Here is an 18,853-nt window from a genome sequence, read left to right on the forward strand (position 1 = left end):
GTGCGGGTGATAGGGGGGCACACTGGAGTGGCCACCCGCGATTTCCCACGGGGGAAGAGTGACCGATCAACAGATGGGAAGAAACGGCAACATCCCATCTCCTGCCCGCTCTTGCCGCGACCCTGACAGAGGGGCCAGTATTCGCCGGTAACGCTATCGGTGCCGCGACCGTGCGGGTGCGGCCCGGTCGCGGCAAACCCTCCAGCGCCGTTCGCGGCGCCCCCTGCGGGAGGTACGTTGAAACGCACTCGATTCACCTTGTTCGCCGCGATGGCAGTCGCGGCGGCGGTGGTGGTGTCCACCGGCGGTGTCGCCAGCGGTGGCCAGCCAGCAGCGTCCGAGGCGCGCGCCAGCGCGGAGTACTCCGTGTCCGGTGTGCGCACCGCCCAGCAACGCAGCGCGATCGCCGCCACCGGTGCGGCGGTCAACGGCAAGGAAGACAGCAGGCTGCTGATCACCGCGACCGCCACCGAGGTCGCCAAGATCCGCGCCCTCGGCTACACCGTCGTCGCCGACGCCGCACCGCCGAGCGACCGCGGCGGGCTGGGGGCCAACGACTTCCCGAGCGCCGACGCCGGCTACCACAACTACGCGGAGATGGTCGCCGAGCTGAACAAGGCGATCACCGACCACCCGGGCCTGATCAGCAAGCAGGTGATCGGCAAGTCCTACCAGAACCGGGACCTGTACGCGATCAAGATCTCCGACAACGTCGCCACCGACGAGAACGAGCCGGAGGTGCTGTTCACCCACCACCAGCACGCCCGCGAGCACATCACCGTCGAGATGGCGATCTACCTGCTGAACCTGTTCACCGACGGCTACGCCACCGACAGCCGGGTCAAGGGCCTGGTCGACTCGCGCGAGATCTGGATCCTGCCCGACCTCAACCCCGACGGCGGCGAGTACGACATCGCGACCGGCTCCTACCGCTCGTGGCGCAAGAACCGGCAGCCCAACTCCGGCTCGACCGCGGTGGGCACCGACCTCAACCGCAACTGGGACTTCAAGTGGGGCTGCTGCAACGGCTCCTCGACCAGCCCCAGCTCCGACACCTACCGCGGCCCGGCGCCCGGGTCGGCGCCCGAGGTGTCGGTCGTGCAGAACTTCGTCAAGAGCCGCAACGTCGGCGGCAAGCAGCAGATCAGCACCGCGATCGACTTCCACTCCTACAGCGAGCTGGTCATGTGGCCGTTCGGCTGGACCTACGACCAGGTCGTGCCCGGCATGACCCGCGACGAGTACAACACCTTCCAGACCCTGGGCAAGTCGATGGCGCAGACCAACGGCTACACCCCGGAGCAGGACTCGACGCTCTACATCACCGACGGGGCGATCGACGACTACCTGTGGGGCGCGCACAAGATCTGGGCGTTCACCTTCGAGATGTACCCGACCGGTTCCGCGGGCGGCGGCTTCTACCCGCCCGACGAGGTGATCAGCCGGGAGACCGCGCGCAACAAGGCGGCCGTGCTGCACCTGCTCGACTACTCCGACTGCCCGCCGCGGGCGATCGGCAAGACCTGCGGCACCACCCCGCCGGACCCGGGCGGCAAGGTCTTCGAGAACACCGCCGACGTGGCGATCCCGGACGCGGGCGCCGCGATCACCAGCGACATCACCGTCACCGGGGTCAGCGGCAACGCCCCTGCCGCGCTCAAGGTCGACGTGGACGTCAAGCACACCTACCGCGGTGACGTGGTGCTGGACCTGGTCGCCCCGGACGGGTCGACCTACCGGCTGAAGAACTCCAGCACCAGCGACTCGGCGGACAACATCATCGCGACCTACACGGTGAACGCCTCGACCGAGGTCGCGAACGGGACGTGGAAGCTGCGCGCCCAGGACACCTACCGGTCCGACACCGGCTACATCGACAGCTGGAAGCTCAGCTTCTAGCCGTCCCCTGGATTCCACACCCTGCTACAGCACGGCACCGTGCTGTGTGGACACGAGAGGAAAGACCGTTGAAGAGGATCACCAAGCTCCAAAAGGCGCTGGTGTTGGCGGTGGGGACGGTAGCGGCAGCTGCCGCCGTGGCGGGTCAGGCACTCGCCGCGTCCCCGGACGCCCAGCCGCCCACGGACATGAGCCCGCAGGTCGTCGGTGGCACCCGCGCCGCCCAGGGGGAGTTCCCCTGGATGGTGCGGCTGTCGATGGGCTGCGGTGGCGCCATGTACTCGGAGAGCCTGGTGCTGACCGCGGCGCACTGCGTCAACAGCACCGGCAACAACACCGGGATCACCGCCACCTACGGCGTGGTCGACCTGCAGGACTCGAGCCGGGTCACGCGGACGTCGAAGTACGTCTACCGCAACCCGGGCTACTCGACCTCGGCGGGCGGTGACTGGGCGCTGATCCAGCTGTCCAGCCCGATCACCGGTGCCGCGCTGCTGCCCATCGCGACCAGCACCGCTTACGACTCCGGCACGTTCAGCATCGCGGGCTGGGGCGCGGCGTCCGAGGGCGGCGCGCAGCAGCGGTACCTGCTCAAGGCCCAGGTCCCGTTCGTGTCGGACTCCTCCTGCAAGTCGGCGTACCCGAGCCTGAAGTCCGCGGTGGAGATCTGCGCGGGCTACACCCAGGGCGGCACCGACACCTGCCAGGGCGACTCCGGTGGCCCGATGTTCCGGCGGGACAACGCGAACAACTGGGTGCAGGTCGGCATCGTGTCCTACGGGCAGGGTTGCGCCCGGCCGAACTACCCCGGCGTGTACGCCGAGGTGAGCGCGCTGTCCTCGGCGATCGCGGCGAAGGCCAGTGAGCTCGGCGGCACCCCGCCGACCACCACGACCCCGCCGACGACCACCACGAACCCGCCGTCGGGCCGCACGTTCGAGAACACCAACGACGTGCAGATCCCGGACGCGGGCGCGGCGATCACCAGCGACATCGCGGTGTCGGGCATCTCGGGCAACGCCCCGGCGACGCTCAAGGTCGACGTCAACATCGTGCACACCTACCGCGGCGACCTGCTGATCGACCTGGTCGCCCCGGACGGCTCGACCTACCGGCTGAAGAACTCCTCCACGAGCGACTCGGCCGACAACGTGGTCGCGACCTACACGGTGAACGCCTCGACCGAGGTGGCCAACGGGACCTGGAAGCTCAAGGTCCAGGACACCTACCGGCAGGACACCGGCTACATCAACAGCTGGAAGCTCACCTTCTAGTCCCGTTCGGTCCGATTCGGTCTGATTCGGCCTGAACACGATGCCCCCGCCTGAACCGTCAGGCGGGGGCATCGCCCGTTCCGGACCAGACGTGCGCGGTGAGCTCCATGAGGAACCGCTGCTCCGGGTCGGCCAGCCGGTCGCCGAGCAGGGCCTCGACGTGGTTCATCCGGTACCGCACGGTCTGCGGGTGCACGGCGAGCAGGGCGGCGGTCTCGCCGATGTCGCCCCGCGTGTGCAGCCAGGTCCGCAGGGTCTCGGCGATCCGGCCGCGCTGCTTGTCGGTGAGCCCGGCCAACGCGGCGACGACGGGACGGGCGACCTGGTGCACCAAGGACTCGTCGGTGAACAGCAGCAGCGTGGCGAGGTGCTCATCGCACCAGGTCACGGGGCCGTCGGGCAGGACACCGCGGTGGACGAGGGTCTGCGCCCGACGAGCCGATCGCAGCGAGCGGTGCACGTCGTGGACGGCGACGGCGGGCCCGATGACCACACGAGCCGCCCAGTCAGCAGGACCGCGGACCGAACCGAGGTCGATCTGGGTGGGCCGGTGATCAGCTCCGGTATCGACACCAGCCCGGGAGGCGATGGCGCTCGCCGGAACATCAGCCACCGGGGCGGCGATGATCAGGCAGGGGTCTGGGCGGTCCAGGTCGACGAGCGCGCCCGCGGGGAGGCGGTCGGTCGGCTCGTCGAGCAGGACGACGCACAGGGTCGGGGGGAGGGGCCAGTCGGCGGCCGCGGCGAGGTCGGTGATCGCGTGGGGGTTGGCGGGCTGGTCGGTGAGCAGGGCGTGCAGCAACCGCTTCCGGCACTGGTCGTGCGCTCCCCCGGCGGCCGCCCGCGCCTCGGTGTAGCCCGCGGCCGCGACCACGCACAGGTCATCGACGTAGGCGAAGATCGCCTCCGCGACCGCGAGCAGGGTGTCCGCCTCGATGCCCAGGTCCTGCCCGGCCGCGCTGATGTGGCGCCAGACCGACCGCGCCCCCACGCGGACCGCGGTCTGCAGGGCGTCGAGGGTGCGTCCCTCGTGGAACTCGACCCGGCCCGCGTGCCGCAGCACCGCGAGCCACTGCGCGCGGCTGGCGGCCGGGTCCTCGATGAACTCGAAGCACTGCAGCACAGCGGCCCGCACGGCACCGACCAGGACCTCCCGGAACTTGCCCGACAGCGGCCGCCGGTACTGCGGCACCGCCTCCTGGATGGCGACCACGGCGTCGCGGATCAGCGTCCCCGCCAACGGCCGCACCCGCCGCGCCAGGTCCGGTACGACCGCCCCCCACAGCGGCACGGCGGTCTCCCCTGCCTGGTGCGCCAGCGTCATCGTCCCTCCCCGGAGGTGTTCTCCGACGCTAAGAACGGGTCGCGGGGGTGTCAACGAAGTCCAGTCGATGTTGTCTGCGCGCACAAAACCGGTCAGGACAGCTTGCGCACCAGCAGGTGGGCCTGCTGGAACCGCTCGCCGTCGTAGGGCTCCCGCAGCAGGCGGGCGACCTCCGCGAATCCGGCCTGGCGCAGCAGGTCCTTGAGGCTGTCGGGTGACCAGCGGTAGGCGGGGGTGACCTTGTGGTCGAACTCGAGCGGCACCGCGTCGTCGCAGGCGAAGAACCCGAGCAGCAGGTGGCCGCCGGGCGCCAGCACGCGGTGGAGCTCGGCGAAGACGACCGGCAGTTCAAGAGGCGGCGTGTGGATGACCGAGTACAGCGCGAGGATGCCGCCGAGGGCTCCGTCGGGGAAGTCCAGGGCGGCCATTGATCCTTCGTCGAACCGCAGGTGCGGGTGTGCTCGGCGGGCCAGGGTGACCATCTCGGGCGACAGGTCGACGCCGAAGGTGCGCGGCCCCAGCGCGTGCAGGTGCGCCGTCACGTGGCCGGGTCCGCACCCGAGGTCGGCGACCGGTCCGGAGTCGGCGGTCAGCACGAGTTCAGCGAAGGCGGCCAGCAACGCGCGTTCGAGCGGCCTGGTGCGGAGCGCGTCGCTGAACAGCTCGGCGTAGAGGGGGGCGACGGCGTCGTAGGCGGCTCTGGTGTTGTGCTCGGTGATGTTGTGCTCGGTGATGTTGTGCTCGGTCACGGCGGAACCATACGCCGTCCGGTCGAGATCCTTTGTGGGGCAAGAGGTTCGAGGTTCGAGATGGCGAAATTTGGGCTGTTCAGGTGCTGTCTGGAGTAGAGGGCGCGCAGGTAGGTTGGCCGATATGAGGCGTCTCTGGGTTGGTGCTGTGGTCGTGGCTCTCGTCCCGCTGCTGGGGGCGCCCGCGGAGGCGGCGTTGCGCAGTCCGTTGCTGTCCGAAGGCGTCTTGCCGTTGCCCCAAGGTATCACCAGTGTGGAGTTGCAGGACATCAACGACAGCGGCCAGATCGTGGGCACCGGCTACGCCGACTCGGCGCGGGCGTTGTTGTGGCAAGGGGACACGGTGACCCAACTGGGGTTGGGGTCGCCAAGCGGCATCAACAACCTGGGGCAGGTCGTGGGGACCATGTACGTCTCCGGCAGTAGCGGGACCTACGAGCGCACGCCCAAGGTCTGGCAGGGCGGGACCGAGTCGGTGTTGGCGGGACCGTCGAGGTCGTACGTGTCGACCGGGGACATCACCGACAGCGGAATCGTGGCGGTGACCTACCCGAGTTCGGTCCAGGGCTACCACATGGAGAACATCGGCCTCTGGCAGAACGGCGGCTTCAAACGCCTGGCCGCGCCGACGTCCGGGCCGCACGTCTCATTGGGAATCGTGACGGAGAACGGCACCGCGGCGGGCACCTTCCTGCCGATGTTCGGTGGCGAGTCCTACGCCTTCCGCTGTGGCGCCCAGGGATGCGCGCGGTTGGCCGCCAACCCGGGTGGCACCGGTCAGCCGATCCCGTCGGCGGCCAACGACAACGGTGTCGTCGTCGGCAACCAGAGCGGCGTGGGACTGCGGTGGGAGGGCACGCAGGTGACCGCCCTGCCCGCGTTGGCCGGGGCGGGTGACGCGACCGTGTCGGGCAACCGGCAGGCCCTCAACAAGCGCGGCGACGTCGTGGGGGTCTCCGGCGGCCGGGCGACGCTGTGGCGGGACGGGGTGGCGATCGAGTTGGGTTCGCCCGCCGGTGGCCAAAGCGCCGCGGTGGCGGTCAACGACCTCGGTGACGTCGTGGGCTGGTCCAAGACGCCGGATGGGGCGCAGACCAGGGTGTTCCTGTGGCGGGCCGGGCGGTCTTACGACCTGGGGTCCGCGAGTGCGACGAACGTGACGCCGGTCGCGTTGAACAACACCGGCACGATCATCGGGTCGGGGAGCACGCCGGGCTCCCCGCAGGTCCTGCTGCGCTGGACGGTCCGGCCGCCCCGGTAGCCCCGATGGTCCCGATGGCGCGCACCCGCAGCGCCACTTCCAGGTCGAACCGCTGGTCGGGGTCGCGCAGCCGGTCGCCGAAGAGGCGGTCGAGTTGGCGGAGCCGGTAGCGGACGGTCTGCGGGTGCACGTCGAGGACCTGCGCGATCTCCGCGGCGCCGCGGCGGGTCCGCAGCCAGGCGAGCAGGGTCTCGTCGAGCGCGGTCCGCTTGCGGCCCTCGACCCGAGCCAGCGGCGCCAACGCGCGGTCGGCGATGTCGCGCGCCAGCACCGGGTCCTGGGTCAACCACAGCACTGACAGGTGCTGGTCGAAGCAGGTGATCGGCGCGGCGGGCAGCACACCGGCCAGCACCAGCGCGAGAGTCCTCCTGGCCCACCGCAAGGAGTCGGCCGCGGCGCCGATCGGGACCGCGGGACCGACGGCGGCGCGGCGGCCGGGGGTGAGCCGGTCGAGCAGGTGCCGGTCGTCGGCGGCGAGCACCAGGCAGGGGCGGGGGCCGTCGAGGTCGGCGAGCACCTGGATGTCCACAGTGGACAACTCGGCCGGGTCGTCGAGCGGATCCAGCGCGACCGCGACCACCCACGCCGGGAGGGGCCAGCGCGCGGCGGCCGCCAACCGGGCGAGTGCCTTGGCCGAGGTGGCGGGGCCGAGCACGGCGGCGAGCAGGTGGCCGCGGCCGCGTTCGACGGCGCCGATCTCGGCCGCCCGCGCGGATGCGTGGCCCTCAGCGGAGAGCGCGGAGAGCTCGTCGATGTAGGCGAAGATCGCCTCGGCGAGCACGCACAGCGTTTCCGTTGGTACACCGGCGTCTTCACCGACTTTCGCGAGTCGGCGCCAGGCGACCCGGGCACCGACTCGGTAGGCGGTCTGCAGGACGTCGAGGATCGGGCCGTCGCGCAAGTCGTGCAGGGCCAACTCGCGGAACAGCTCGGCGCGGTCGTCGTGCGCGGCGGCCGGGTCGGCGAGGCGGTCGAGGAACCGCAGGACGGCCTGTTGGATCCCCCCGGTGACCGCCTTCCCGACACCGCCGCGCGCGGCGAGGGCCGGGATGGCGCGGTTGATCTCGGTGCGGATCTCCTCGATCAGATCGGGGACACCGGGGCGGAACACCTCGGCGAGACCGGCGGGCAGTTGCGACCACAGGTCGGAGTTGGGTGAGAGCAAGGGATCGAACGGGATCCGCAGCGGCGACCCGCTCCCGTTGTCCGCCACCGCGCGCCTCCCCGTGGATTCTCGCCCGTGGACGAATCTAGCGGGGTAGTCAGGCGGTTTCCGAGGCGCCGCTGGACAATTGTCAGCTGTGGACAGCGTTGGGGCGCCGCCGTGTTGGGCTGGGAAGTGTTTTGTTGCTGCGCGGTTTGTCACCACGCGGATTCTCACCGCGTGATTTCTCGCTACGAGCTCGCTCATCGAGTGCGTGCTCGCCCGCGCGCAGCAGCCGGTCGGCGCGCAGCGCGATCTCCAACTCGAGCCGGGCGTCGGGGTCGGTGAGGTGGCCACCGAAAAGCTTCTCCACCTGGCGCATGCGGTAGCGCACGGTCTGCGGGTGGATGTCGAGGCGGTGCGCGATCTCGGGAGCGCTGCCCCTGGTCTCCAACCAGGCGAGCAGGGTCTCGGCCGTGCGGGCGCGCTGCTTGGCGGTCAGGCCCGCCAGTGGGGCGAGGGCGCGGCGGAGCAGTTCGCGGACGAGGAACTCATCGGCCAGCAGCCACAGCGTCGACAGGTGGTCGTGGCACCAGATGAGCGGGGCGTCACCGCCGATGATCCCCCTGCGCGCCAACGCCATCGCGCGCCGGGCCCAGTTCAGCGAGGTCGCGGCCTCGCGCAACGGGACAACCGGACCGACGCAGGCCCGGCGGCCGCGCAAGTGCGGGTGCAAGGCGCGGAGTTGGCGCGCGGGATCGGGCAGGACGAGGCACGGGAGGTCCAGGTCGATGAGCACCTCCGCGTCGTGCGGGCCGGTGAGCACATCGGGTTCCCCGTCGGCGGCCTGCTCGACGACAACAACGGCGACGGTGTCGGGAACGCGCCAGCGGGCGGTGGCGGCGAGTTTGGTGATGGCGGCCATGGACGCGGGCGGGTCGCTGAGCACGAGCTCGACCAGCCTGCGCCTGCCGCGCTCGATGACGCCGACCGACTGGGCCTGGGCGGCGGTGTAGCCCTCGATGGACAGGGTGGAGATCTCGTCGACGTAGGCGAAGATCGCCTCGGCCGCGACGGTGAGCATCGCGGTGGGCAGCTGCTGCTGCTGGCCCCACGCGGCGAGGTGGCGCCAGGCGACCCTGCCGCCGACCCGGTAGGCGGTCTGCAGGCAGTCGAGGCTGCGCCCCTCCCCGAACTCGACCCGGCCGAGCTGGCGGAACACCTCGGCCCAGTTCTCATCCGACGGCCCGCCAATGCCCACGGTGTCGAGGATGCGCAACACGGACTGCTCGACCCCCGCGGTCATGATCGCCCCGAAGTGCCCCTCCAACGGCTGCGCGTAGGTGGGCACCGCGCGCTGGATCTCCCGGATCATGTCCTGGGTGAGTCGCCCGACCACCGGCCGGAACCGCGCCACCAACTCCCTGGGCAGACTCGCCCACAACGCCGTGGCCCGCTCGTCGAGCGCACCCCCGCCGCGATACCGGACCTCTGGCATGTCGTCCCCTTTTCGGACTTCGGGTCAGGCACAAAACCTGCGACCCACCGCGGCCGTTCGGGCACCGATTTGTGTCAGCGACCATAAGTTCGCCCGCGCGGACGTGTCAAACAAAACCGCCACGCGGGGGCGAAAGCACTCGTCTGGCGCAGAAGTCGGCGCACCGGGGGTGCGGTCCCGGTGGAAACCGGACCTCCGTTTTGTGCGCTGGTGACAAGAGCGCGGATTGTGCGATCGCGCAAAGTTACCGGTGGTTTCTGTACGCGGGTGACAAAAGCGCGCGCGAGGCTTCTGGCGGGCGCGGTGGTTTCAGTACGGTTCGGGCAACCCAGCCCCTTGGAGGACACCATGCGCACCGCCATCTGTGTCGTCACAGGCCTCATCTTGGCGGCGGGGTGTTCCGCTCCACCTGCCGCTGCTCCTCAGGCCCCTGCGGTGGGGTGGGTGGAGCGGGTGTGCCGGGCGATGGTGGTGAACGGTGCGCGGTTGTCGCAGCTCCCCGCAGTGGATCTGGCCGATCCGGTCGCGGCCAAGGAGGGACTGCTGGCGTTCTTGAAGACGCTGAGCGAGTCGTTGACGGCCGTAGAGGACGGGATCAGCGCTGCGGGCGCTCCGCCGGTGGTTGATGGGGAAGCGGCGGTGAGCAAGGCGTTAGCGGGGATTGATGGGGCGCGGACTTCGGTGGAGTCGGCTCGGACTCGGTTGGCGGAGGCGTCGGCGGTGGATGCGGAGGCGTTTCGGGGGGTGGTGGTGGGATTGGGGAGTGAGTTGGAGGGGTTGGCGGGGAGTGGGGGGCCGTTGCGGGATCTGCGGGAGAACGGGGAGATTGATGATGCTTATCGGGAGGCGGGCGGGTGCCGGGAGTTGGATGGGGTGATCTAGTGGTTGGCTGGTTGTGAGTATGCGCGGCGGGTCTTGCGCACGGCGGGTGTTCTGTGCAGGGGCTTGTGCGGAGGCTTGTCCACAACGGTTCTGGTTGTCCACAGGGCGCTGCTTGCGGCTCCTCTTCTGTCGGTGCTGCTCGGTAGGCTGTATATCGGGGGCTCTCGATCCAGTTGATCTTGCGGGAGCGGGTTGTGGCGGGTGGTTGTCCACAACGTCTTCTGCTGTCCACAGGCTGCGTTCGCCGCTCCTGGTTTGTCGGTGCTGCGCGGTAGGCTGTGTATTTGGGGGCTTTCGATCAGGTTGATCTTGACGTATGCGGTGGTTGGGAGTGCGGGGCAAGGGATTCGGGGCCTCCGCCTTCGGCTCCGGTGGACGCCTCGTCGCCTGGCGGCAACATCGGCGGGAAACGCGACAATGCGGAAAGCTCGATGGGGCGAACTTGTTTTGCGCGGGGCCCCTACAACACCCGACGCAGAACCGCAAAGCAGGGGCCCAAAAGCAGGCCCTGCCGCTGACGACGCTACGGGTGTTGTCCCCCCACGCAAAACAAGTCCGCCCCATCGAGCAGTTGGCACCAGCGACTCCGAGGAGCGCGGACTGGGCTGGCAGGGCAGACGAGGGTGGGCTGGGATGGCACCGCCAAGTCCGAGTGTCCAGGGCTGAGCAAGTGGGTTGGGGCGGACCTGACGGCAGCTGAGTGGCACCGCAGGGTCCGAGTGTCCAGGGGCTGCCTAGCAAACTTCGGCTCGAGCCCACCCAGGTGATTGCTGGGCGCTGGAGGTCGTCGGTGTCAGTTCTGTGCCGTTCTGCCACCTCTGGTCAGGGGGTGAGCGAGAGCAGCTCGGCAAGGGAGCTGCGCATTCGGGGAACGTCCGCGGTCGGGGTGAACACACCTGGGCGGGTGGCTGGGGGGATTCCTGGCGATGGGGCGTTCTGCGAGCCTCGGACGTTGCCCATGGATGGCGGCAAGGTGCAGTGGGCGTTGGTGTTCCATGGCGCGGGGGCTGTATCTAGGCCGTTGCGGTAGTGGGTTGCTTCGTAGCCTTTTGTGCAGGGCATGGGGGTGAAGAACGTCGTGATGAGGCTGAAGTGGGCGCCGTCAGGGCGGATTACGTCGGTGGCGGCCGCCAAAGCCTGGGGAGTGGCGACGAGGAGTTGTTCTAGGGCGGGGTGGCGGGGGGCTAGGACGTTGGCTGTGGTGAGGAGGTTGGCGAAGAGGGTGCTGAGGGTGGGGCCGGTGTCGCGGAGGAGGGTGCTGATTTCGGTGGCTGCGGCGGGAGCGGTGGTGAGGATGGTGCGGAGGTCGCCGTCGGAGCGGGAGAGTTGGGTGGCGATGAGTTTGGTGTTGGCGGCGAAGTCTTTGATGGCTGTGGACTGGGCGGCTTGGGTGGTGAGGACGGTGCCCGCGTCGGTGATCAGGGAGACCGTTTGGGGGAGGTGGGCGGTGGCGGCTTGGGTGAAGCTGGTGGCGGCGTCCAGGAGGGCTTGGAGGCTGGGGCCGGTGCCCTGGGTGGCCAGGTAGAGCTCGTCGACCACCGAGCGGAGTTCGTCGCCGGGGATGGATTCGACCAGGCGGTCCAGGTTGAGGAGGACGGTTTCGCTGGGGAGGGGGAGGCGGCTGTGGTCGCGGGCTATGACCGAGCCTTCGCGCAGGTAGGGCTCGCCGTCGCGGCGGGGGCGCAGGTCCAGGTACTGCTCGCCCACGGCGGAGCGGTTGGCGACGACGACGTCGACTTCGGCGGGGACGGGGGGTGCGTCGTCGCGGAGGTGGAGGTCGACCTCGATGCCGTCGGGGACCAGGTGGAGCTCGCCGACTCGGCCGATGCCGACGCCGCGGTAGGTGACCTCGGCGTTGGTGAAGATGCCGCCGGAGTCGGTCAAGCGGGCCTTCACGACGTAGCCGCTGACGCCGAAGAGGCCCGCGTAGCGGGCGCCGACGTAGCTCACGCCGACCAACGCGATGAGCGCGAACGCGGCCACCTGGACCCGAACCCGGCGGGTGAGCATCAGCGGCCCCCGCGGGAGTCGAAGGACAGGTGGGTGTTGAGGTAGTCGCCCTTGATCGCGTCGAGGGCGGCGTCGGTGAAGGGGAAGGTGAACAGCAGGTCCATGGCCTGCGGCAACTGCTGCCCGGCCTTCTCCAGCTGCCGCAGGGTCGGCTCCAGCGCCCGCAGCGAGGCCACCAGGTCGGCCCGCACCCGGGTGACCGTGTCGGTCGCGACCCCGGAGAGCGAGTCCAGCGCGGTGAGCATCGTGACGAACTGGCCGCGTTGGTCGGCCAAGACCTGGATGCCCGGCCCGAGGCCGTCGAGCAGGCCCGCGATCCGCGGCGCCCGCTCCCCCAGCGACGCCGACAGCCGGTCGAGGCCGTCCAGCGCGCGGACGATCTCGGTGCGGTGGGTGTCCAGCCCGGCGGCGAATGTGTCCAAATTGGACAAGAGGGACCGGATGTCGTCGGTGTTCCCACCGAGCGCGGCGTTGAGTTCACGGGTGATGTCGCGCAACTGTGCGACACCGCCGCCGTTGAGCAGCATCGCGAGCGCGCCGAAGACCTCCTCGATCTCCGGGTTGCGGTTGGTGCGCTCCAACGGGATGACCGCGCCATCGGCCAGGGCGCCTTCGCGGGCCTGCTCGACCGGGTCGTCCAGCTCGACGAACTTCTCCCCCAGCACGCTCGACTGCCGCAACCGGGCCAGCGCGGTGCCCGAGAGCCGCACGGAACCGTTGACCACCATCGTCACCAGCGCCGAACGACCGTCCGGCGCCAGTTCGATCCGCTCGACCTCGCCGACCGCGACGTCCTCGACCTTGACCCCCGACTGCGGCACGAGGTCGAGCACGTCGCGGAACACGGCCGTCACGCGGAACGGGTGGTCGCCCACGTCGGCGCCGCCGGGCAGGTCGACCCCGTAGAGGCCGGAACCGCAGCCGGAGGCCAACACCGTCACGACCACCAGGATCAGCGCTCGCATCAACGACCTCCGGGGGTGGAGTACTCGTTCAGGTTCGCCCGGCCGTCGATCGTGCGCGTCGCGGGGTCGTAGGCGCGCAACAGGTTCGACAGGGCGAGCGGGGTGGCGTCGAGCGCCTCGGCGAGTGCGGCCCGTTGATCCACCAACACCTTCGTCGTGGTGAGCAAGTTGTCCACATTGGACTTCACCAGACCGCGGTTGTCGCGCACGAACCCCTGGACCACGCTCAACGCGCCCGCCAGCTCGTGCAGGGCGGCGTCGAAGTTGGCGCGCTCGTCGGCGAGGAAACCGGTGACCGTGGACAGCCTTTCGTTGACCTGGCGCAGTTGCCGGTCGTTGGCGGCCAGCACGGCGGTGAACCTCGCCAGGCCGTCGACGGTGCCGAACAGGTCGTCTTGGGAGCCGTTGAGGGTGCGGGCGAGATCGCCGAGGTCACGGATTGTCTGCCCCAGGTCGGCGCCGTTGCCGTCCAACTGGGCCTGACCGGTGTGGATCAGGTCGCTGAGCGCGCCGTCGGCGTTGGCGCCCTGCGGGCCGAGGGCGGTGGTGAGCCCGTCCAGGCTCGCGAACAGCTCGTCGAGCTCCACCGGCACGACCGTGCGGGTCTGCGGGATGACGGCCCCGTCGGCGATGCGCCGGTCGTCGGTGGACACCGGCGCGAGTTGCAGGTAGCGGTCGCTGACCAGGCTCGGCGTGATGATCAGGGCGGTCGCGTCGGGTGGGACCGGCGCGGCGGCGTCGATGGTCATGGTGACCCGCACGTTCGGCCCGAGCGGCTCCACGGTGTCGACCGTGCCGATGGCGACCCCGAGGACCCGCACGTCGGATCCCGGGTAGAGGCCGACGGCGGCGGCGAAGTAGGCGGTCAGCGTGCGCGACCGGCCGGTGTCGAAGAGGGCGGCCGTGCCGACGACCACGAGCAGCACCGACACCGCCCCCAGCGCGAGGAACTTGAGCAGGCGGCGGGTCATCAGCGTCCCCCCGGCTTGGGCGGGACGCAGCCCGCGGACCCGTCGGCGACCGGGATGAGGCCGCAGATGTAGCTGTCGATCCAGTGCCCGTTGCCCACGGCGTTGCCGACGAGCCGGTAGAACGGCCCGGCCAGGCGCAGGCTCCGGTCGAGGTTGTCCTGGTTGCGGCGCAGCACCTCGGTGACCCGCTCCAACTGCCGCAGGGCGGGGGCGAGCTGCTGCTGATTGTCGGCGACCAGGCCGGACAGCTGCTTGGCCAAGTCCCTGGTGCCGGTGAGCAGCCCGCTGATCGCGTCGCGGCGGCGGGCGAACTCGGCGAGCAGGGTGTCGCCGTCGGTGATGAGCGCCTGGAACTGGTCGCCGCGCTCGGCCAGGGTCTGGCTGATCCCCTTGGTGCTGGCCAACAACCGCTTGAGTTCCTGGTCGCGGCCCGCGATGGTGTGCGAGAGCCGGGACAGGCCGTCGAGCGCGGTCCGGACGCTGCCGGGGGTGGTGGCGGAGAAAGTCTGCGACAGCGTCCGGAAGCTCTCGGCGAGTTGCCCGGTGTCGATCTCGCCGGTCGTCTTGGCCAGGTCGGCGAAGGCGTCGTTGACGTCGTAGGCGGTGAGGGTGCGGTCGAGCGGGATCGGGGTCTCGGGGTCGAGTTCCTCGGTGCCCAACGGGTCCAGCGCGAGGTTCTTCTGCCCGAGCAGTGTCTTGATCTTGACAGCGGCCACGGTCTGGTCGCCGAGCCAGACGTCCTTGGCGCGGAAGGTGACGGTGACGTGGGTGCCGGTCAGCTCGACCTTGGTGACCACGCCGACCTTGACGCCCGCGACCCGGACCTCGTCATCCGGCTTGAGCCCAGCGGCTTCGCGGAAATGCGCCGTGTAGGTGGTCCCGCCGAGCGCGGGCAGGTGGTCCCAACTGAAGACCAGCAGGGCGATGAGGGCCATGAGCAGCGCGCCGACCAGGCCCATCCGGACGGGGTCGCGTTCCTGGAAGGGCTTCACGGGCGGCACCTCGCGTCGGTGATCGGGATACCGATGTCGCCTGGGCCCTGGCCGGGAGCGGGGGCGACGTCGGTGGTGGCCGAGCAGAGGTAGAAGTTGAGCCAAGAGCCGTAGGAGGCGGTCCGGCCGATGGCCTCGTACTTGACCGGGAGCGCGGTGAGGAACTTCTCGAACTCAGGGGTGTTGTCCGCCAACGACTTCGACAACGATCCCAGTGCGTCGATGTCACGGCGCAGTGGTTCCCGGCCCTGCTCAAGCAGTCCCGCGGTGGCGTTGGTGAGCGCGGCGATGCCGTCGATGGCGTCACCGATCGGCTCGGCGTCCTTGGCCAGTCCACTGACCAGCTGCTGCGTCGTGAGCACCAAAGTGGACAGTTGGTCGTCCTTCGCATCCACTTGGGACAAGACGGTGTTGAGGTTGCCGATCACCCGCCCGATGACGTCGTCCTTCTCGGCGAGCGTGGTGGTCAGGGAGCCGATGTGGCGCACGAGGTCACCGACCGTGCCACCTTCGCCTTGCAGGACTTGGACGATCTCCATCGACAGCTTGTTGACGTCGTCGGGCGAAAGGGCTCGCAGCAGCGGCTTGAACCCGTTGAACATGGCGGTGAGGTCGACGGCGGGCCTGGTGCGCTCCAACGGGATGGTGGCGCCCTCGGCCAGCTTTCCAGAGCCGATGCCCTGGTCGAGAGCGATGTAGCGCTGGCCGATGAGGTTGCGGAAGCGGACCGTCGCGGTCACCGAGGGGGCCAGTGCGTAGCGGCGGTCCACGTCGAACTCGACCTCGCTGAACCGGCGGTCCACCACCGAGATGCCGCGCACCTGCCCGACCCGGACCCCCGCCATGCGGATGTCGTCGCCCGGGTTGAGCGAGGTGACGTCGGTGAAGCGGGCCTGGTAGGTGGCCGTGTCGCCGGTGCCCTTGTTGGCGATGGTGACACCGAGAACGAGGGTCGCCAGAACAGTGACCACGGTGAACAGGGCACCTTTGAGCAGCGGTCCGCGCAGGTCGCCGGTCATGAGAGCTCCACCTCCGCGCCGCGCAGCAGCGGTCCCACCAGCAATCCGCCCCAGTCGCCCACCTCTGCCGGGGTGACGCCCGCGACCGGCGCCAGAAGTTCGGCGATGAACCGGCCCTCCTGCGGGGAGTTCGCGACAGCGGGGACCACGCCACCCGCGCCGAGTCCGGCGGGATAGCAGCGGGGGCCGCCGGTCGCGGTGTAGGCGGGGGCGTCGCGGCCGGGCTGGTACGGGCCGCGGCCGGGTTTGACCGTGAGCTTGACGTGCAGGCCGGGTTCGTTGGTGCCCTTGCCGAGCGCGGTGTCGATGCGCGGCTTGAGGGCGACGGCGGCCTGGGTGAGGCAGGGGAACTCGGGCGAGTACCGGGCCAGCAGTTCGAGGGTGGGGCGGCTGGCGGCGGACAGGCCGATGAGGTTGGCGCGGTTCGCCTTCAGGAAGCCCTCGAGGTCGGCGGCCGTGTCGGTCATGGTGTCGAACAGGGCGGCGACGCTGTCCTTCTGCTCGGCGAAGGTCTTGGTGGTGACGGTGAGGTCCGCCAAGGCGTCGACGATGTCGGGTCCGGCGGTTTCGTAGACGGCGAAGGTGTCGGCGAGCGCGGTGATGTCGGCCTGGATCCGCGGCAGCGTCGGGTTGAGCTGGTCGAGGTAGTCGTTGAGGCCGACCAGGGTCTCCCCCAGCGGCTTGCCCCTGCCCTGGAGCGCCTGCGAGAGGGCACCGAGGGTGCTGGAGAGCTTGTGCGGCTGGACGGCCTGCAAGACGGGCATGAGGTCGCGCAGCGCCTTCTCGACCTCGATGGCGCGCGTGGTGGTGTCCTGGCGGATGACGTCGCCGTCGGCGAGTGGGCGGGCGGGGTCGTCGGGCAGGACCAGACTCACGTAGCGCTGGCCGAAGAGGGTCTTGGGCAGCAGGCGGGCGGTGGAGTTGCTGGGGAGGTCGCCGAGCCGGTCGGGGTCGATGGCGAGTTCGACGGAGACACCGTCCCCGGTGGTGCGGACGGCGCGGACACTGCCGACGACCACACCGCGCACCTTGACGTCGGCGTTGGTCTTGAGCTGGTTGCCGACCCGGTCCGCGCGCAGGGTCACCACAGCGGCGGAGGTGAAGTCCTTGGCGTAGATGGCGACGGCGAGCCACCCGAGCGCGCCGAGGACCAGGAGGAAGACCAGGCCAAGCGCCTGGTCGCGCAGGCGGCGGCTCATCCGGCCACCCGCACCGTCGTCGAGGCGCCCCAGATCGCGAGGCTGAGGAAGAAGTCCAGAATGGACACCACGACGATCGCGGTCCGCACCGAGCGGCCAACGGCGACACCGACCCCGGCCGGGCCCCCGGCGGCGCGGTAGCCGTAGAAGCAGTGGGTCAGGATGATCGCGACGCTGAACACGAGCACCTTCACGAACGACCAGATGACGTCCTCCGGCGGCAGGAACAGCGAGAAGTAGTGGTCGTAGGTGCCCGCCGACTGGCCGTAGACGCCGACGGTGGTGACGCGGGCGGCGAGGTAGGAGGTGAGCAGGCCGATGACGTAAAGCGGGATGATCGCGACGAATCCCGCGACGATCCGGGTCGTGACCAGGTACGGCATGGACCGCACCGCCATCACCTCCAGCGCGTCGATCTCCTCGGAGATGCGCATCGCGCCGAGCTGCGCGGTGAACCCGGACCCGACGGTCGAGGAGAGGGCGAGCCCGGCGACCAAGGGGGCGATCTCGCGGGTGTTGAAGTAGGCGGAGAGGAACCCGGCGAAGGCGGAGGTGCCGATCTGGTTGAGCGCGGCGAACCCCTGCAGGCCGACGACGGTGCCGGTGAAGACGCTGAGGCCGACCATCACGCCGATCGTGCCGCCGATGACCGCGAGCGCGCCGCTGCCGAAGCTGACCTCGGCGAGCAGGCGGACGACCTCGCGGGAGTAGCGGGTGAGGGTGAACGGGATCCAGGCGAGGGCGCGCAGGGAGAACCGGAGCTGGTCGCCGAGGCGTTCGAGCGCGCCCGCCGCGCGGGTGATCATCAGGCCCCCTTCGCCGGGACGATTCGCAGGTACACCACGCTGATCACGAAGTTCACGAAGAACAGCAGCAGGAAGGTGATGACCACGGACTGGTTGACCACGTCGCCGACGCCCTTGGGGCCGCCGCGCGGGTTGAGCCCGCGGTAGGCGGCGACCAGGCCCGCGAGGAAACCGAACAGCAGCGCCTTGATCTCGGCCACCCAGAGGTCGGGCAACTGCGCCAGGGCGGAGAAACTCGACAGGAACGCACCCGGCGTGCCGTCCTGGACGACGACGTTGAAGAAGTAGCCCCCGCACACGCCGACGACGCTGACCATCCCGTTGAGCAGCGCCGCCACCGCCGTGGCCGCGATCACCCGCGGCACCACCAACCGGTGGATCGGCGACACCCCGAGCACCCGCATGGCGTCGATCTCCTCGCGGATGGTCCTGGAGCCGAGGTCGGCGCAGATGGCCGAGCCGCCCGCGCCCGCCACGACGAGGGTGGTGACGATGGGACTGGCCTGTTGGATGACGACGAGGACGCTCGCGGCGCCGTTGAAGGAATCGGCACCGATCTGCGCGGTGAGCGACCCGAGCTGCAACGTGATCACCGCGCCGAACGGGATGGCCACCAGGGCCGCGGGCAGGATCGACACGCTCGCGATGAACCAGAACTGCCGCACGATCTCCCGCCCCTGCACGGGACGGCGGAACATCCCGGCAACGACGTCGAGCGCCATGGCGAAGAGCCCGCCGAACTCCCGCAGGACACCGGTGACGGCGCGAGCCGGGGCGCTCACCGCGCACCGCTTCGGGGTCTGGCCGATGGGCTTGGCGCTGGGGCCGGAACTGCCTTGGAGGTGGGGCGGCGCGGGGTG

The 18,853-nt window shown here is 70.0% G+C and carries 16 protein-coding genes and 1 pseudogene; 5 read left to right on the top strand and 12 right to left on the bottom strand.

What is annotated here, in order from left to right; translation table 11 throughout:
* Window positions 1-237 precede the first annotated feature (237 nt).
* The 3 genes and pseudogenes from LV75_RS33900 to LV75_RS35980 all read left to right on the top strand — a co-directional run bounded on the left by LV75_RS33900 (window position 238) and on the right by LV75_RS35980 (window position 3,173).
* Window positions 238-1,899, top strand: a complete 1,662-nt coding sequence (locus tag LV75_RS33900) for a M14 family metallopeptidase (protein ID WP_253891633.1) — start codon at window positions 238-240, stop codon at window positions 1,897-1,899.
* A 68-nt stretch (window positions 1,900-1,967) separates the two neighbouring features.
* Window positions 1,968-2,768, top strand: a pseudogene (locus LV75_RS33905) (S1 family peptidase); the annotation flags it as partial.
* A 129-nt stretch (window positions 2,769-2,897) separates the two neighbouring features.
* Window positions 2,898-3,173 carry a proprotein convertase P-domain-containing protein gene (locus LV75_RS35980; protein ID WP_372504302.1) on the top strand — a complete coding sequence of 92 codons (276 nt, stop codon included), beginning with the start codon at window positions 2,898-2,900 and terminating at the stop codon, window positions 3,171-3,173.
* Between the two features lie 58 nt (window positions 3,174-3,231).
* Here LV75_RS35980 and LV75_RS33910 read toward each other — a convergent pair whose 3' ends face one another.
* Both LV75_RS33910 and LV75_RS33915 read right to left on the bottom strand, forming a co-directional pair.
* Window positions 3,232-4,497, bottom strand: coding sequence for a PucR family transcriptional regulator (locus LV75_RS33910; RefSeq protein ID WP_253891635.1), 1,266 nt, complete (start codon window positions 4,495-4,497; stop codon window positions 3,232-3,234).
* 92 nt (window positions 4,498-4,589) lie between these two features.
* Complete coding sequence (locus LV75_RS33915; RefSeq protein ID WP_253891636.1) at window positions 4,590-5,246, bottom strand: class I SAM-dependent DNA methyltransferase; 657 nt, start codon at window positions 5,244-5,246, stop codon at window positions 4,590-4,592.
* 124 nt (window positions 5,247-5,370) lie between these two features.
* Between LV75_RS33915 and LV75_RS33920 the strand changes: the two genes are divergently transcribed.
* The gene (locus LV75_RS33920) at window positions 5,371-6,507 is read left to right on the top strand and encodes a hypothetical protein (RefSeq protein WP_253891637.1); all 1,137 of its coding nucleotides are present in this window, start codon (window positions 5,371-5,373) and stop codon (window positions 6,505-6,507) included.
* Here the strand turns inward: LV75_RS33920 and LV75_RS33925 are convergent.
* Window positions 6,437-7,720, bottom strand: coding sequence for a PucR family transcriptional regulator (locus LV75_RS33925; RefSeq protein ID WP_253891638.1), 1,284 nt, complete (start codon window positions 7,718-7,720; stop codon window positions 6,437-6,439). The genes LV75_RS33920 and LV75_RS33925 overlap by 71 nt on opposite strands.
* A gap of 82 nt (window positions 7,721-7,802) precedes the next feature.
* Window positions 7,803-9,149, bottom strand: coding sequence for a helix-turn-helix domain-containing protein (locus tag LV75_RS33930; RefSeq protein ID WP_253891639.1), 1,347 nt, complete (start codon window positions 9,147-9,149; stop codon window positions 7,803-7,805).
* 444 nt (window positions 9,150-9,593) lie between these two features.
* Between LV75_RS33930 and LV75_RS33935 the strand changes: the two genes are divergently transcribed.
* Complete coding sequence (locus tag LV75_RS33935) at window positions 9,594-10,031, top strand: hypothetical protein (RefSeq protein WP_253891640.1); 438 nt, start codon at window positions 9,594-9,596, stop codon at window positions 10,029-10,031.
* Window positions 10,032-10,853: 822 nt separating this feature from the next.
* On the opposite strand, the gene LV75_RS33940 is transcribed toward LV75_RS33935, so the two are convergent.
* From LV75_RS33940 to LV75_RS33975, 8 genes are read right to left on the bottom strand one after another with little or no spacing between them, the layout of a single operon-like run.
* A complete protein-coding gene (locus LV75_RS33940) occupies window positions 10,854-12,041 on the bottom strand; it encodes an MCE family protein (protein ID WP_253891641.1) in 1,188 nt (395 codons plus the stop codon).
* Window positions 12,041-13,006 carry an MCE family protein gene (locus LV75_RS33945; RefSeq protein ID WP_253891642.1) on the bottom strand — a complete coding sequence of 322 codons (966 nt, stop codon included), beginning with the start codon at window positions 13,004-13,006 and terminating at the stop codon, window positions 12,041-12,043. The genes LV75_RS33940 and LV75_RS33945 overlap by 1 nt, the downstream gene beginning before the upstream one ends.
* On the bottom strand, window positions 13,006-13,977 hold the full coding sequence (locus tag LV75_RS33950) for an MCE family protein (protein ID WP_253891643.1): 972 nt from the start codon (window positions 13,975-13,977) through the stop codon (window positions 13,006-13,008). The genes LV75_RS33945 and LV75_RS33950 overlap by 1 nt, the downstream gene beginning before the upstream one ends.
* Window positions 13,977-14,969: an MCE family protein gene (locus LV75_RS33955; RefSeq protein ID WP_253891644.1), complete on the bottom strand. Its 993-nt coding sequence runs from the start codon at window positions 14,967-14,969 to the stop codon at window positions 13,977-13,979. Before LV75_RS33955 ends, LV75_RS33950 begins: the two co-directional genes overlap by 1 nt.
* The gene (locus tag LV75_RS33960) at window positions 14,966-15,988 is read right to left on the bottom strand and encodes an MCE family protein (RefSeq protein ID WP_253891645.1); all 1,023 of its coding nucleotides are present in this window, start codon (window positions 15,986-15,988) and stop codon (window positions 14,966-14,968) included. The genes LV75_RS33955 and LV75_RS33960 overlap by 4 nt, the downstream gene beginning before the upstream one ends.
* Window positions 15,985-17,187, bottom strand: a complete 1,203-nt coding sequence (locus tag LV75_RS33965) for an MCE family protein (protein ID WP_253891646.1) — start codon at window positions 17,185-17,187, stop codon at window positions 15,985-15,987. Before LV75_RS33965 ends, LV75_RS33960 begins: the two co-directional genes overlap by 4 nt.
* Window positions 17,184-17,993, bottom strand: coding sequence for an MlaE family ABC transporter permease (locus LV75_RS33970; RefSeq protein WP_253891647.1), 810 nt, complete (start codon window positions 17,991-17,993; stop codon window positions 17,184-17,186). The genes LV75_RS33965 and LV75_RS33970 overlap by 4 nt, the downstream gene beginning before the upstream one ends.
* The gene (locus tag LV75_RS33975; RefSeq protein WP_253891671.1) at window positions 17,993-18,715 is read right to left on the bottom strand and encodes an MlaE family ABC transporter permease; all 723 of its coding nucleotides are present in this window, start codon (window positions 18,713-18,715) and stop codon (window positions 17,993-17,995) included. Before LV75_RS33975 ends, LV75_RS33970 begins: the two co-directional genes overlap by 1 nt.
* Window positions 18,716-18,853: the final 138 nt, after the last annotated feature.

The sequence above is a fragment of the Actinokineospora diospyrosa genome (genome assembly GCF_024171925.1).
Lineage (GTDB): Bacteria > Actinomycetota > Actinomycetes > Mycobacteriales > Pseudonocardiaceae > Actinokineospora > Actinokineospora diospyrosa.

Excerpts from the sequence above, each read along its gene's own strand:
- LV75_RS33945 (WP_253891642.1), bottom strand. The coding sequence starts at position 13,006 with ATGCGAGCGCTGATCCTGGTGGTCGTGACGGTGTTGGCCTCCGGCTGC.
- LV75_RS33910 (WP_253891635.1), bottom strand. The coding sequence starts at position 4,497 with ATGACGCTGGCGCACCAGGCAGGGGAGACCGCCGTGCCGCTGTGGGGG.
- LV75_RS33960 (WP_253891645.1), bottom strand. The coding sequence starts at position 15,988 with ATGACCGGCGACCTGCGCGGACCGCTGCTCAAAGGTGCCCTGTTCACC.
- LV75_RS33970 (WP_253891647.1), bottom strand. The coding sequence starts at position 17,993 with ATGATCACCCGCGCGGCGGGCGCGCTCGAACGCCTCGGCGACCAGCTC.
- LV75_RS33920 (WP_253891637.1), top strand. The coding sequence starts at position 5,371 with ATGAGGCGTCTCTGGGTTGGTGCTGTGGTCGTGGCTCTCGTCCCGCTG.
- LV75_RS33950 (WP_253891643.1), bottom strand. The coding sequence starts at position 13,977 with ATGACCCGCCGCCTGCTCAAGTTCCTCGCGCTGGGGGCGGTGTCGGTG.
- LV75_RS33975 (WP_253891671.1), bottom strand. The coding sequence starts at position 18,715 with ATGGCGCTCGACGTCGTTGCCGGGATGTTCCGCCGTCCCGTGCAGGGG.
- LV75_RS33930 (WP_253891639.1), bottom strand. The coding sequence starts at position 9,149 with ATGCCAGAGGTCCGGTATCGCGGCGGGGGTGCGCTCGACGAGCGGGCC.
- LV75_RS33965 (WP_253891646.1), bottom strand. The coding sequence starts at position 17,187 with ATGAGCCGCCGCCTGCGCGACCAGGCGCTTGGCCTGGTCTTCCTCCTG.
- LV75_RS33940 (WP_253891641.1), bottom strand. The coding sequence starts at position 12,041 with ATGCTCACCCGCCGGGTTCGGGTCCAGGTGGCCGCGTTCGCGCTCATC.